The 13,101-nt window shown below is 62.3% G+C and carries 13 protein-coding genes and 1 pseudogene; 11 read left to right on the plus strand and 3 right to left on the minus strand.

Annotation, left to right across the window (positions count from 1 at the left end; all coding sequences use genetic code 11):
• Nucleotides 1-41: 41 nt before the first annotated feature.
• On the plus strand, nt 42-773 hold the full coding sequence (locus JL474_RS12525; RefSeq protein ID WP_123635133.1) for a lysophospholipid acyltransferase family protein: 732 nt from the start codon (nt 42-44) through the stop codon (nt 771-773).
• 48 nt (nt 774-821) lie between these two features.
• A complete protein-coding gene (locus tag JL474_RS12530) occupies nt 822-1,391 on the plus strand; it encodes a glutathione S-transferase family protein (protein WP_203142310.1) in 570 nt (189 codons plus the stop codon).
• Between the two features lie 44 nt (nt 1,392-1,435).
• Here JL474_RS12530 and JL474_RS12535 read toward each other — a convergent pair whose 3' ends face one another.
• Nucleotides 1,436-2,161 (minus strand): dienelactone hydrolase family protein, encoded by a 726-nt coding sequence (locus JL474_RS12535; protein ID WP_203142311.1) that lies wholly within the window; start codon nt 2,159-2,161, stop codon nt 1,436-1,438.
• Between the two features lie 205 nt (nt 2,162-2,366).
• Here JL474_RS12535 and JL474_RS12540 point away from each other — a divergent pair, with 205 nt between their 5' ends.
• Nucleotides 2,367-2,975 carry a Yip1 family protein gene (locus tag JL474_RS12540; RefSeq protein WP_123635136.1) on the plus strand — a complete coding sequence of 203 codons (609 nt, stop codon included), beginning with the start codon at nt 2,367-2,369 and terminating at the stop codon, nt 2,973-2,975.
• 480 nt (nt 2,976-3,455) lie between these two features.
• Here JL474_RS12540 and JL474_RS21635 read toward each other — a convergent pair.
• A pseudogene (locus JL474_RS21635) lies at nt 3,456-3,632 on the minus strand (TetR/AcrR family transcriptional regulator); the annotation flags it as partial.
• A 96-nt stretch (nt 3,633-3,728) separates the two neighbouring features.
• Between JL474_RS21635 and JL474_RS12545 the strand changes: the two are divergent.
• The gene (locus tag JL474_RS12545) at nt 3,729-4,571 is read left to right on the plus strand and encodes an SDR family NAD(P)-dependent oxidoreductase (RefSeq protein WP_203142312.1); all 843 of its coding nucleotides are present in this window, start codon (nt 3,729-3,731) and stop codon (nt 4,569-4,571) included.
• Here JL474_RS12545 and JL474_RS12550 read toward each other — a convergent pair.
• On the minus strand, nt 4,540-7,131 hold the full coding sequence (locus tag JL474_RS12550) for an EAL domain-containing protein (RefSeq protein WP_203142313.1): 2,592 nt from the start codon (nt 7,129-7,131) through the stop codon (nt 4,540-4,542). The two genes, JL474_RS12545 and JL474_RS12550, sit on opposite strands and share 32 nt — an antisense overlap.
• 263 nt (nt 7,132-7,394) lie before the next feature.
• On the opposite strand from JL474_RS12550, the gene JL474_RS12555 reads away from it, so the two are divergent.
• From JL474_RS12555 to JL474_RS12585, 7 genes are all read left to right on the plus strand, one after another.
• A complete protein-coding gene (locus tag JL474_RS12555; RefSeq protein ID WP_203142314.1) occupies nt 7,395-7,988 on the plus strand; it encodes a DUF938 domain-containing protein in 594 nt (197 codons plus the stop codon).
• A 42-nt stretch (nt 7,989-8,030) separates the two neighbouring features.
• Nucleotides 8,031-9,707, plus strand: a complete 1,677-nt coding sequence (gene ilvD, locus JL474_RS12560) for a dihydroxy-acid dehydratase (RefSeq protein ID WP_123635140.1) — start codon at nt 8,031-8,033, stop codon at nt 9,705-9,707.
• 86 nt (nt 9,708-9,793) lie between these two features.
• Complete coding sequence (locus JL474_RS12565) at nt 9,794-10,423, plus strand: TetR/AcrR family transcriptional regulator (RefSeq protein ID WP_203142315.1); 630 nt, start codon at nt 9,794-9,796, stop codon at nt 10,421-10,423.
• A 143-nt stretch (nt 10,424-10,566) separates the two neighbouring features.
• Nucleotides 10,567-10,890 carry a thioredoxin gene (gene trxA, locus JL474_RS12570; protein WP_203142316.1) on the plus strand — a complete coding sequence of 108 codons (324 nt, stop codon included), beginning with the start codon at nt 10,567-10,569 and terminating at the stop codon, nt 10,888-10,890.
• 86 nt (nt 10,891-10,976) lie between these two features.
• Complete coding sequence (locus JL474_RS12575) at nt 10,977-11,441, plus strand: CopD family protein (RefSeq protein WP_203142317.1); 465 nt, start codon at nt 10,977-10,979, stop codon at nt 11,439-11,441.
• 231 nt (nt 11,442-11,672) lie between these two features.
• Nucleotides 11,673-12,575 carry a D-alanyl-D-alanine endopeptidase gene (gene pbpG / locus JL474_RS12580; protein ID WP_223807949.1) on the plus strand — a complete coding sequence of 301 codons (903 nt, stop codon included), beginning with the start codon at nt 11,673-11,675 and terminating at the stop codon, nt 12,573-12,575.
• Between the two features lie 27 nt (nt 12,576-12,602).
• Nucleotides 12,603-13,094 carry an asparaginase domain-containing protein gene (locus JL474_RS12585; RefSeq protein ID WP_203142319.1) on the plus strand — a complete coding sequence of 164 codons (492 nt, stop codon included), beginning with the start codon at nt 12,603-12,605 and terminating at the stop codon, nt 13,092-13,094.
• Nucleotides 13,095-13,101: the final 7 nt, after the last annotated feature.

Raw genomic sequence — 13,101 nt, forward strand, 5'->3', positions numbered from 1 at the left:
CATGGCACCGTTTCAGCAGACCAAGGACCGTAGTCGATTCCATGAAAGCCCTGAAATCAGTCTGGATCATATTCTGGGGTATTGCCCTGACGCTGCTCCTGTTCCTGCCCATCGTCGTTGCGGCGTTGTTGGGCCGGCGCGGTGATATGGCGTTCCACGGTACCCAGGTCTACGCCTGGATCCTCCTGAAGATGACGGGCATGCGCCTGAAGGTGACCGGTCGCGAGCACATCGAAGCCGGTCGGCGCTACGTGATTCTCAGCAATCACGCGTCCTATCTGGACCCGCCGGCACTGGTGCTGGCCCTGGGCATCCAGTATCGCTGGGTCATCAAGAAGGAGCTGCGCAAGGTGCCGCTATTCGGTCTGGCGCTGGAAGCCTCCCGCAACCTGTTTATCGACCGGGCCAAAGGCAGCGATGCCATGCAAAGCATTCGCGAGGCGGTGGCGCAGCTGCCGGACGGCACCGGCGTGCTGCTGTTTCCGGAAGGGACCCGCAGCTGGGATGGCCAGCTGCTGCCATTCAAGAAGGGCGGATTCGTGATTGCCAAGGACGGCCAGCTGCCGATCCTGCCGATCACCATCCGCGGCAGTCACGATCGGTTGCCTAAAGGCACCGGGGCGTTCACGCCGGGTGAGATCGAAGTGGTGATTCATCCGCCCATTCCCACTGAAGATCTTTCTCTGGAAGAGCTGATGGACGAGACCCGGGACCGGATTGAAAGCCGTCTGCCGCTGCCTGAGAAGAAAGCCGAGCAGGTGCGTTACACTTGAACCCTGGCACCCTGCCAACATTCACTGGCCATCATATGGAACGACGTTATGAAATTGATCGGTTCGACCACCTCGCCCTACGTACGCCGCACGCGCCTGTTGCTCGGTGACACCGACTACGAATTCGTTAACCTGGACATCTATGGCGAAGGTCGGGACGAACTGCGACGCAACAACCCGGCGCTGAAAATTCCCGTGCTGATCGACGGTGATCAGGACGTGTTCGACTCCCGCGTGATTTCCCGCTACATCGCCGGAAAACGGGGGGATACGCCGCTGAGTTGGGAGCAGGAAAACCAGCTGACCCTGATCGACGCGATCAACGATTCGGCGGTCACACTGGTGCTGTCCATGAAGTCCGGCATCGATGTGGAACAGGATCTGATGTTCTACAACCTGCAGCGCGAGCGCATCATGATGTCCATGCGGACCCTGGCGGCCATGATTGACGCTGGCGAGTTCGAAGCCTGGCAATATCCGGCCATGTGTCTGTACAGCCTGGTGGACTGGCTGGAGTTCCGGGATGTGGTGGATTTCACCGGGGTGGAGAGTCTGCTGTCGTTCCGTGACCGCAACCGGGAGCGGCCCATGGTGGCGGATACCGATCCCCGAAGCTGATAGCAATGGGCTCCGGTTAGCCGGAGCCCGCGCCGTTTGGCCGTTTAACCGAACAGTCGACGGTAGAAGGCAAGGGAGCCTTCCCAGGCATCCTGCGCCGCATCGGCGTCGTAGCCCACCGGGAAGCCGAACTTCTGCCCCTTGGCGGTGGCCCCCGGATTGGTGAAGCCGTGTTGGGCGCCTGGGTAATTGATCAGGTCGAAGCGCACGCCCGCTTCCTGCATTTCCTCGACGAACGCCGCCACTTGGGACGGTGGAATCATGGCATCGGCGCCGCCGGTATAGACCTGCAGATGGCCCTTGATGTCGCCCGGCTTTATGGCGATTTCGGTGCCCAGGTTGCCGTGGAAGCTGACGACGCCTTTCAGGTCCAGTCCCAGGCGGGCCATGTTCAGCGATACCGCACCGCCGAAGCAATAGCCCTGGGAGGCGATCCGCTCCGGATCCACGCTGTCGTGGGCTTGCAGCACCGCCAGGGCGGCCCGGTAACGTTTCTCGAGTTCACCCGGGGTGTCCTTGACCGCCAGCATCAGGCTCTTCGCCTCGTCCGGCGTTTCGGCCTGCCGGGCTTCTCCATACATATCAACGGCGAAGGCGGTATAGCCTTCCTGCGCGAGTTTTTCCGCCTGTTCGCGGACAAAGTCGTTCAGTCCCCACCATTCATGAACCAGGAGGATGCCCGGGCGCGGGCCGCTCTGACTCTCGTCATAGGCGATGTGGCCGATGTAGCGCTGGCCATCGATCGTGTATTCCAGTGCTTCGCTTTTCATAGGAACTCCTTGGTCGCGTGGCGATGAATGCCCGTCCACGGACACTAGACCGGTCGTCTATCGGCGTCAAAGGCCAGGATGAGGAAGGTCAGCCCGAAGGCCCGATTGTATAATCATTAACCGGTTTTCCGGGTTTGATCTATGCTGTGTTGAGGGACACTGAAGACCGTTCCGGCTGCCGTCGAACAAGAACGAGGAGAGGGCTATGCTTCTCAAACATGCTTTCGGTCTGTTCACCCATCCCGACAGCGAATGGGCTGAAATCCGCCGGGAACACGAAACACCCTGGCATGTGCTCTGGGCTTACGTGCTGGTCCTGGCCGCGATCGGGCCGATCTGCGCTTACATCTCCACGGCCATGTTTGGCTGGACCGTGGGCAATGAACGCCTGATCAAGCTCTCCAATATCAGTGCCGTCCAACTCAGCGTACTGACCTATGTCGCGATGCTGGTGGGGGTGTTTGCGCTGGGCTGGATGATTGACTGGATGGCCACCACCTACGGCGCCAAGAGTGAGGACGACAAGTCCAATGGCATGGCGCTGGCGGCTTACGCGGCGACACCGATGTTCCTGGCCGGATTTGCGCTGCTCTATCCGGTGCCCTGGTTCAACGCCCTGGTGTTCCTGGCCGCAGCGGCCTATTCCGGTTACCTGTTATTCGACGGGTTACCGATCGTGATGGGGATTCCCAAGGAGCGGGCCATCGTCTACGCCGGCGCGGTGCTGACGGTTGCCCTCGTGATCCTGGTCACCACCCGCATCGGTTCGGTCCTGATCTGGAACTACGGCTTCGCGCCCCAGTTCATCGGTTGATCCAGCGCTGCTGCCCTGACCGGTCTGAGCCAGCCGTTCCCGGGTGGCCCTGGCGATGCGGATTTCCTGTTCGGTGTAGTGGCCGACCATCCGGGCCAGCCCGTCGGCCAGTTCGTCGAAGCTGATCGTCGGGTTGGGATCGGTCAGATGGCGGACCACTGCGAAGATGCCGCCGTGGATCATGATGTAGCTCATGGTCGGGATGTTGCGGATCTGCAGGGTCTCGGGGTGATGCATCAGGTACTGGGTGACCAGGTCCGACAGCGCTTTCTGCAACGGCTCCAGATACATCTCGAAGTCCAGCGTCATGGCGTGCTGTACACAATTGAGATAGCGCCCGTCGTTGTGCTGCAGGAACTCGCGGAAGGCCTGCAGCAGGGCTTTGACCGCCTCGTCTATCGGCATCCGAACAAGTCGGGGCACCTGGGGCTGGATCATCGCAACCGTGTCGGCCACGAAACGCTGGGACATCTCGCTGAAAATCGCTTCCTTGTTGTCGAAGTATTCGTACAGCGAACCGACGCCAACCCCCGCAATATCAGCGATCTGTCGCGTCGTGGTGGCCGCCGGGCCACTCTTGGCCATGGCGATGAAGCCGGCCTCGACTATGGCGTTGACGGTCGCCCTGGAACGTTCCTGTTGCGGTTTTCTCGCCATGTTTTTTCCGAATTGAATCCGAACAAGTCTTCGCTTTAATTTCTCGTCAGGCTGGGCCGATCGATGGCCCTCACACTCAACCAGTTTAGGTGGCCCATGTTCGGAAGTCGTTTGCCCCAGAAACCGGACCGCCCGGTTTCTGCAGTCGTAACCGGTGCCGGTAGCGGAATCGGTCGGTCCTTTGCCCTGGAAGTTGCCCGTCGTGGCGGCGCCGTCCTGTGTTCGGACATCAACGAAACCAGCGCCCGGGCGACCGCTGAGGAGATTCGCGCTTTCGGGGGCGAGGCTCACGCGGTGGTCTGCGATGTCAGCAAGCTCAGCGCCGTACAGAAGCTGGCGAAGGACGCCGAAACGCTGCTGTCCGAACCCGTCAGCCTGGTGATCAACAACGCCGGGGTCGGCGTTGGCGGGACGCCGGTAGGGGAAACCACCATGGCGGACTGGAAGTGGACGCTGGGGATCAACCTGTGGGGCGTCATCCACGGTTGCCACGTGTTTGCGCCGAAACTGCGGGAGCAGGGCTATGGCGGCATCATCAACGTCGCCTCTACGGCGAGCTATTCCGCAGCGCCGCTGATGGGGCCCTATAACGTGTCCAAGGCGGGCGCGCTGGCGCTGAGCGAGACGCTGTCGGCCGAGCTGGCCGGTACCGGCGTCAAGGTGACGGCGTTGTGCCCGACACTCGTCAAGACCAACATCGGTGACAATGGACGCATCATCGGCGACACCTCCAGGCTGTTCCACCGACTGATGGACCGTTTCGGCGTGTCACCGGACAAGGTGGTGCGGATGACGCTGGATGCCCACCAGCGCGGTGACCTCTACGTCATGCCTCAGTTTGATGCCCGCCTGATCTGGCGGACCAAGCGCTTCGTGCCGCGCAGCTACGCGATGGGTGTGGGGCTGGTCAATCGCTTTGGACTGAGTCGTATCCACTGACGGAGGTTGCGGCGAGCGGGGCCGGGCGGCCCCAGAAGTAACCCTGCCCACAGAGTCCGGGGTAGCGCTTGAGCCATTGGGCCACCGCCTCGGATTCGACCCCTTCCACCACAATCCGCAACCCCAGGGCTTCGCCCAGTTCCACCGCGGCGTGGAAAATCCGTTGGCGTACGGAATCCGTTGGTATGTCGGTGAGGAAGCTGCGGTCGATCTTGAGCTCGTCCAGGCTGAAGGTGGCCAGGGCGCTCAGTGAAGAGTAGCCGGTGCCGAAGTCGTCCAGGGCGATGCGGAAGCCGGCGTGACTCAGCTTCTCCAGCATCTGCCGGGCCTGGTCCACATCCCGCATGACGGCCGTCTCGGTAATTTCCAGCATCAATCGCTGGGGCGACACGCGATGGCGGGCCAGGATCGCCAGGGCCTCGTTGTGGAAGTCGGTTCGGGCGAGATCCCGGGCGGAAATATTGACCGACACGGTGACGGGCGCCCCGCTTTGCTGTTCCAGGGCGGCCAGGTCCTGTGCCGCGCGCTCGATGGTCCAGAGCGTCACACCGTGAATGGCGCCCACCTGCTCGGCAAAGGGAATCCACTGGCCGGGGCTGATGGCGCCGTACTCCGGATGCTGCCAGCGAATCAGCGCTTCGTAGGCAAGCACCCGCTCATCGATGAGGCTGACCTTGGGCTGGTAGTGCAGCTGGATGCCCCCGGTGCGCAGGGCGCGGTCGAGGTCGAGGATCAGGAAGTGCTGCAGGTTCTGTTTACGCTCGGTGTAGGGGTCGTAGACGTTGATGGTCACGTCGGTGGACAGGGCGGCAAAGCCGGCCCGGGAGATCAGTTCACTGCCGCTGCCGCCGTGTTCCGGGGCGTAGGCCAGGCCCAGTCGCGCCATCCAGCTGAAGGCGTAGTGATCTTCACTGAAGGCCTTTTCCAGCCAGGTGCGAATCTCGTTCCAGGGGATGCTGTCCACGTCGGTACGCAGGGCGATGACGTGATTGAAGGTGTCCACGGTGCCCAGCGGGTGGCCGCGGAACAGCACCAACTGGCGGGGGAAAGCGGTCTCCAGGAACCGGCAGAGCCGGGTCAGGTATTTGCGCAGCAGGTTCTCGGCCTCCTGGTAGCCTAGCGCCCGTTCGATTTCACCGTAGCGTTCCAGACGCAGCAGGCCGACCACAAACGGTGCGTGTGACGCGGCGAGCTGGTCCAGGGTCTGCTCCACGACCGGCCGGTCCGGGCGACCGGTGACCCGGTGAGAGGCCATCAGCTGGTCGTAGTCCTGCTCCAGTCGGGCGCGCAGGCGCCGTTCTTCGACCACTTTGAGAGTCGCATCGAAACGCCGGCGTCGTTCTTCCACCAGGCGGTACCCGACGACCAGCGTGAGGAATACCGACGCGGCACCGGTCCCCAGGTAGAAACCGGAGCTGGTCAACGCATTGACCGGCATCCAGCCCACTGTCCGGGCCATGGCCGTCGCGGCGCCGGCCAGCAGCAGGAGCAGGGCGATCGCAAGGTGACGCGCCGATACGCTGGTGGGCCAGCGCAGCAGCGAGAGTCCCAGGACCCATACCAGGGTGACGCTGCCGGCGATCAATACGGTTCCCTGGCCCAGCAGCGGCAGATGCAGCGGAGCCAGTAGGGCGAGCGTCAGCATGACCCCGGTGCCCGCCAGGCAGAGCCGTGCCGGGCGACCGGTCAGGTGCAGGAAATGTCGGGCAAAGCCCAGCAAGGCGGCGGCGCTGAGGGCCAGCATGGGCGTGAGCAGGTTGTTCAGGGCCGGCCACTCGGGCCAGACCAGCCAGAGACCGAATCCATCCACACACAATTGGCTGTAGAGAATGCTGGCCAACAGGCAGGTGAGCCAGGCGGCGGCCATGCTGCGCAGCGTGAGCAACAGGGCCAGGTCGAACACCAGGGCAAAGAGCAGGACGCCATAGAGGACGGCTTTCCAGGCGATCACGCTGCCGGCATGGCTCAATAGATGTTCGGGATGGGACAAGTGCAGGGGGAACAGGGTGGGGCCGGCGTTGATGACTTCAAAAAGGAGCGTGTTTTGGCTGTGCGGGGCCAGGCGTAGGGGCCAGATCAGCGATGGCAGCTCTACCAGGCGTTCGCCGAAGGGGAAACTGTCGCCCAGTGTCGGCAGGGTATGCGGCGGTTCGTGACCGGCGATACGAACGGCTCGCACCTGATCCAGGGACGGCGCCTGCAGATCCAGGAGCAGGGGCATTGTTTCAGCGGTGGGATTGTCGAGTGTCACGCGGAAGGTGGCGGGTCCGGACAGATAGCCCAGGCCGTTGTCGTTTGGTGCGAGCGTTTGCCAGCCGGCCTCGTTGGTCCAGGATTGCTCGGACAGGATTCGATCCAGGCTGGCCAGTCGGTAGCTCACGGGTGACTGGGCCGGCTCCAGGGCGGCGGTAGGCAGCAGCGGGGGGAGCAGGCGGCTGTCCGCACCCGAGTCGAAGACCGGCGTCAGGTTGAGCAGATAACCATAAATGCCGAGGGCCAGAAACAGCGCCAGCGGAAACCACATCCAGTATCGGCCACGAGGCGCGTGCGGATCAGCCATGGCGGCCTCGCATGATGTTGGGGTGCTTCCGTTCCGGCATGGGCCCTTCCTGGACAAGGCTGTCCAACCTATCGTCACCGGTTACATTTCACTTACACACGGTAAAGTTATGTAACATGATGAATTTGCGCATATTTTACTCCATTTGAAGATTTTTTGCATTTCATCTTTTGGTGATTTCAGGTCCGCGCCACAGATCAGAGGGCAGCGCCTTATTTAACGGGGTGTTACCCTGAAGCGATGTCCCTGTGGAGCGACTCCGGATGAAGCCTGTTGCCGAACATTGCCTGCGAAATCAGGCGCCCATTGCAGAGGCCCTGCGGCCTTATCTGGAAGCGGGCGGCCGTTGGCTGGAACTGGGCAGCGGGACGGGACAGCACGGCGTGTTCATCGCCGGGCGGGAACCTCAGGTGACCTGGCAGTTGACCGACCTGGCGGAATCCCTGCCCGGTTTGCGGGCCTGGCAATCGGAAGCCGGTCTGGCCAATCTGCCGCCGCCGGTGGTGCTGGACGTGACCCGGACCGGACCGCCGGCGCATGATTATGCCGGCGTCTTTACCGCCAACACGGTGCACTTTATCGGCTGGACCGTCGTGGACGCGCTGTTACGCTGTGCTTCGGAGGCGCTGGCCGCTGACGGCTGGTTGGCGATTTACGGGCCCTTCAATCGGGAGGGACAGTACACCAGCGCGGGCAACGCCACGCTGGATGCCTGGTTGCGGGAGCGTGATCGCGACAGCGGTATCAAGGACGAGGCGGATGTGATCGAGCAGGCCGCCCTCTATCACCTGGCGTTCGTCACGGCACAGGCTATGCCGGCGAACAATCGTCTGCTGATGTTCAAGAAGAACGGATAAGCGCCGCCCGGATCGAGCGGGTGCGGTGCAACGGGAGAGACTATGAGCGAAGACAAGCGACGCCGCTATTCGAGCCCCGTGGTCGACGGCCTCGGGAAATCCGCCAGCCGCGCCATGCTGCGCGCGGTAGGCTTCACCGATGAGGACTTCAAGCGCCCCCAGGTGGGCATTGCGTCCACCTGGAGTAACCTGACGCCCTGCAATATGCACATCGACGGGCTGGCCCGGGAAGCGGCCAGCGGTGCCGACGAGGCCGGTGGCAAGAGCCTGATCTTCAACACCATTACCGTGTCCGACGGAATCGCCAACGGCACCGAAGGCATGAAGTATTCGCTGGTGTCGCGGGAAGTGATCGCTGACTCCATCGAAACCGTGGCGGGCTGCGAAGGCTTTGACGGGCTGGTTGCCATCGGCGGGTGTGACAAGAACATGCCCGGTTGCATGATGGGGCTGGCCCGGCTCAATCGGCCGTCCGTTTTCGTCTACGGCGGTACCATCCAGCCCGGTGACAATCACACCGATATCATCTCGGTGTTCGAGGCCGTCGGTGCCCACGCTAAGGGCGACATGGACCTGATCGAGGTGAAACAGATCGAGGAGACGGCAATTCCCGGACCGGGCTCCTGCGGCGGCATGTACACCGCCAACACCATGGCCTCGGCCATTGAGGCGATGGGTATGAGCCTGCCGGGCAGCTCGGCGCAGAACGCGGTCTCCGAGACCAAGGAAGCGGATTGCCGGGCCGCCGGTGCGGCAGTGCTCAACCTGCTGGACAAGGACATCAAGCCCCGCGACATCATGACCCGCGAGGCGTTCGAGAATGCCATCACCGTCGTCATTGCCCTGGGCGGCTCCACCAACGCCGTGCTGCACCTGCTGGCCATGGCCAGCACCGCCGAAGTGGACCTGGAGATCGACGACTTCGTCCGCATTGGCAAACGGGTGCCCGTGCTGGCGGACTTGCGACCCAGCGGCCACTACATGATGTCGGAACTGGTGGCCATCGGCGGCATCCAGCCTCTGATGAAAATGCTGCTGGAGGCGGGCATGCTGCACGGCGACTGCCTGACCGTCACCGGCAAGACGCTGGCGGAAAACCTGGCGGACGTGGCGCCCTATCCGGACAGCCAGACGATCGTGCATGCCCTGGACAACCCCATCAAGAAAGACAGTCACCTGCGGATCCTGCGGGGAAATCTCGCGCCTACCGGCGCCGTGGCAAAGATCACCGGCAAGGAAGGCACCCACTTTTCCGGTCGGGCCCGGGTATTCCATTCCGAGGAAGAGGCCCAGGCCCGGATCATGGATGGCACCGTGGTGGCCGGCGACGTGCTGGTTATCCGTTACGAAGGTCCCAAGGGCGGGCCCGGCATGCGTGAAATGCTGACGCCAACCTCGGCCATCATGGGCAAGGGCCTGGGAAGCGATGTCGCGCTGATCACCGACGGTCGTTTCTCCGGCGGCAGTCACGGTTTCGTGGTGGGCCACATTACCCCGGAAGCGCAGGACGGCGGCCCGATTGCCCTGGTGGAGGATGGCGATACCATTACCATTGATGCCGAGGCCAACACCATCGAGCTGGCTATTTCCGACGATGACATGGAAGCCCGCCGGGCCCGCTGGCAGGCGCCGGCGCTGCGCTACCCGAGAGGGGTGCTGGCCAAGTACGCACGGACGGTCAACTCGGCCTCCAAGGGCGCTGTGACGGACGCCTCCTGAAGGCGTGAGGGGCCAGGGGAGGCGCTCGATCCTCTGGCCCCATGAGCCATTTGACGCAAACTAGACGACTGGTCTAATATAGATTGATGATGACAACGCTTTCCAAATCCCAGGCCAGACCCGGCAACGAAACCCGGGCCGAGCTGATTCGTGTCGGCAGCGATATTATTGCCCGCCGCGGGTTCAACAACACCGGTATCAACGTGGTGTTGAAGGAGGCGGGAGTGCCCAAGGGCTCCTTCTACTATTATTTCGGTAGCAAGGAGGATTTCGGGCTGGCGGTGATCGATGATTTTGCCGCCGCGTCCGACGCCCGACTCGACAGTACGCTGGGCGATCACACCCAGCCGCCGCTGGTGCGGATACGCCGTTACCTGGACACTTCCATCGCCGATATGGCGGCCTGTGACTTCTGTCGCGGGTGCCTGATTGGCAATCTGGGTCAGGAGCTCGCCGGTCAGAACGAAGCTTTCCGGGCGCGCCTGGACGGGATTTTCAGCGCCTGGCAGAAACGGTTTTCCGGCTGCCTGGATGAGGCCCGCGAGCGCGGTGATATCCAGAGCGAGATGGATCCCGATGCCCTCGCACAACTGCTGCAAATGGGCTGGCAGGGGGCGACATTGAGGGCCAAGGTGGCCAAGTCGGTGGTTCCGATGGAGCGCTTTGCGGCGATGTTTTTCGAGACCGTGCTCGGCGTGCCGATGCCAGGTGCTTGAGGACGCCAAGCTCGCAAATGATTGATCAGAAGTAGAGAGGCGGTCTGCCGTGACCGTCTTTTTTTGACACCGAAAACTAGTAGACTGGTCTATGAAATTCCGGTGATGACAGATCATCGGTTCCAAGCAGAGGAGGACAAGCCATGACTCAACCCATTGCAGTAACCGTCGACACGTTCGAAAAAGAGGTCCTGCAGGCGGATAAACCTGTACTGGTGGACTTCTGGGCGGCCTGGTGCGGCCCCTGTAAATCCATCGCCCCGCTGCTGGAGGATCTCGCCGACGAACGCGCCGACAGTCTGCGGGTCGCCAAAGTGGATGTGGACGCCCAGGGCGAACTGGCGGTGAAGTTTGGTGTTCGTTCCATCCCGACGCTGATGCTGTTCAAGGACGGTGAACCGGTTGGTACCCAGGTGGGTGCGGTCGGCGCTGGCGCTCTCGACGCCTTCATCACCGAACACGCCTGACGGGTTGGCCCGGCGCACCGGCAACCCCCCATCTGGCACGGGCTATCTGGTAGAGTGCGATCAGTCCAAATGAAGGAGTGATCACCATGGGATACCTGATAGCCCTGCATACCCTGGCGGCCGTGATCTGGGTCGGCGGGATGTTCTTTGCCTATATGGCGCTGCGTCCCGCCGCAGCCAGCGTTCTGGAACCCGCCCAGCGGGCGCCGCTGTGGTGCCAGACGTTGGCCCGTTTCTTCGCCTGGGTCTGGGCGGCCATTGCTGTCCTGCTGGTGACCGGGCTGACGACCCTGTTTCTGTATTTCAATGGCATGGCCGGGGCCGGCTGGCACATTCACGTCATGATCGCCCTGGGTATCGTCATGATGCTGCTGTTCCTGCACGTCTGGTTTGCCCCATTCCGCCGCCTGAAACAGGCCGTTGCGGCCAACGATATCCCCGAAGCCGGTCGCCGGATCGGCCAGATCCGCCGCTTCGTCGGGATCAACCTCATCCTGGGGTTGATCGTGATTGTGGTCGCCTCCGGTGGGCGTTACGTGTTCTTTGGCTGAAAGCGGCCCGGACCGGGTGGATTGTTACAAACGTTCGGTCGGGGCTGAATTCTGTGGACCATCCGTGTATAAAACCTGAGAGCTTCTGATGGACGCCGGCGTAGCCTCCGCGCACGCCATGGTCGCGTTTTTCAGCGAATCAGAGGCTCGCCTGTTCAATAAAAACAGCCCGAACCCGGAGGTCAGGTCAGAATGCAATGGGGCGGATGCCGATCGCGATTTCTCTTTCTTATGCTGTGGCTGGGCCTGGCTGCCCGCGCCTGGGCCGCGCCGGATCCGGCCGGTCTGGAACTGGCCTCGGTCAATGCGGCCGTTGCCTACATGGATGACGGCGAACTGATCTACAGCAAGCATCCGGACCGTTCCGTGCCGATCGCCTCGGTCACCAAGCTGATGACCGCCGTGGTGGTGATGGATGCCGGCCAGCCATTGAATGAGTGGATCGAGGTTTACAAACGGCATCGGGCAGCGCCGAACAATGGCTACTCCCGCATCCGCATCGGCTCGACCCTGAAGCGTGGCGACATGCTGCGGATCGCGCTGATGTCTTCGGAAAACCTGGCGGCCTACACCCTGGCACGTCATTATCCGGGAGGTTTTGATGCGTTCGTGCGGGCGATGAACGACAAAGCCCGGGAGCTGGGTATGAGCCACAGTCACTTTGTGGAGCCCACTGGCCTGTCGCCCAAGAATCATTCCTCTGCCGGTGACCTGGTGAAACTGGTGCGGGCCGCCTTCAAGCATCCTGAACTGCGCCGATACACCACCACTGAATATTACACCGCCCATTTTCGCCAGCCGCGTTATTCGCTGGCGTTCGGCAACACCAACATTCTGGTTCACCGTAAAAGCTGGCAGGTGGAACTGAGCAAGACGGGATACCTTACCGAAGCCGGGCGCTGCCTGCTCATGGTGACCCGGATCGACGGTCGCGAAGTCATTTCCGTGCTGCTGGATTCGTTCGGAACGCGTACTCCCATCGGCGATGCCGGGCGCGTCAAGCGTTGGTTGACCACCGGTCATGGCGGGTCGATTGCCAAGGCGGCCCGGAACTATGAGAATCGTCGCAATGCCTACTACGCTGAAAAGAACGCCGGATCGACCGATACGCAGACGGCGAAACTCGATCCGTAGAGCGATGTGAACAGGGGAGTCGGGACGATGAGCGACGATGGACTGCTGGTGCTGACCACAGGCGGTACGATCGACAAGATCTATTTTGATGCCAAGAGTGAATACAGCACCGGAGACAGCGAGTTTCCGGAGATCGCCCAATTGGCGCAGGTACAGATGCCCTACCGGCTGCAGTCCGTGTTTCGCAAGGACAGCCTCGACATGACGGACGAGGACCGGGAGGTCATCCGGGAGGCGGTGGCCTCGGCGTCCGAGAAACGGGTGTTGATCACCCATGGCACCGACACCCTGGTGGAGACCGCCCGCCGGTTACTGGATATTCCCGGCAAAACGATCGTCCTCACCGGTGCCATGCAGCCTTCCCGCATGCGCCTGACCGATGCCCCGTTCAATGTCGGCTTTGCCCTCGGCGCTTTGCAGAGCCTGCCCGAGGGGGTCTATGTGGCGATGAGTGGCCAGATTCTGGATCCACGCAAGGCCCGCAAGAACCGCGAAGCCGGTCGTTTCGAGACCGATTGAGCGGCAG

Origin of the sequence: Marinobacter mangrovi, from assembly GCF_016798325.1 — a bacterium.
GTDB classification, from domain to species: domain Bacteria; phylum Pseudomonadota; class Gammaproteobacteria; order Pseudomonadales; family Oleiphilaceae; genus Marinobacter_A; species Marinobacter_A mangrovi.

Excerpts from the sequence above, each read along its gene's own strand:
- JL474_RS12525 (WP_123635133.1), top strand. The coding sequence starts at position 42 with ATGAAAGCCCTGAAATCAGTCTGGATCATATTCTGGGGTATTGCCCTG.
- JL474_RS12530 (WP_203142310.1), top strand. The coding sequence starts at position 822 with ATGAAATTGATCGGTTCGACCACCTCGCCCTACGTACGCCGCACGCGC.
- JL474_RS12535 (WP_203142311.1), bottom strand. The coding sequence starts at position 2,161 with ATGAAAAGCGAAGCACTGGAATACACGATCGATGGCCAGCGCTACATC.
- JL474_RS12540 (WP_123635136.1), top strand. The coding sequence starts at position 2,367 with ATGCTTCTCAAACATGCTTTCGGTCTGTTCACCCATCCCGACAGCGAA.
- JL474_RS12545 (WP_203142312.1), top strand. The coding sequence starts at position 3,729 with ATGTTCGGAAGTCGTTTGCCCCAGAAACCGGACCGCCCGGTTTCTGCA.
- JL474_RS12550 (WP_203142313.1), bottom strand. The coding sequence starts at position 7,131 with ATGGCTGATCCGCACGCGCCTCGTGGCCGATACTGGATGTGGTTTCCG.
- JL474_RS12555 (WP_203142314.1), top strand. The coding sequence starts at position 7,395 with ATGAAGCCTGTTGCCGAACATTGCCTGCGAAATCAGGCGCCCATTGCA.
- ilvD (WP_123635140.1), top strand. The coding sequence starts at position 8,031 with ATGAGCGAAGACAAGCGACGCCGCTATTCGAGCCCCGTGGTCGACGGC.
- JL474_RS12565 (WP_203142315.1), top strand. The coding sequence starts at position 9,794 with ATGATGACAACGCTTTCCAAATCCCAGGCCAGACCCGGCAACGAAACC.
- trxA (WP_203142316.1), top strand. The coding sequence starts at position 10,567 with ATGACTCAACCCATTGCAGTAACCGTCGACACGTTCGAAAAAGAGGTC.
- JL474_RS12575 (WP_203142317.1), top strand. The coding sequence starts at position 10,977 with ATGGGATACCTGATAGCCCTGCATACCCTGGCGGCCGTGATCTGGGTC.
- pbpG (WP_223807949.1), top strand. The coding sequence starts at position 11,673 with ATGCTGTGGCTGGGCCTGGCTGCCCGCGCCTGGGCCGCGCCGGATCCG.
- JL474_RS12585 (WP_203142319.1), top strand. The coding sequence starts at position 12,603 with ATGAGCGACGATGGACTGCTGGTGCTGACCACAGGCGGTACGATCGAC.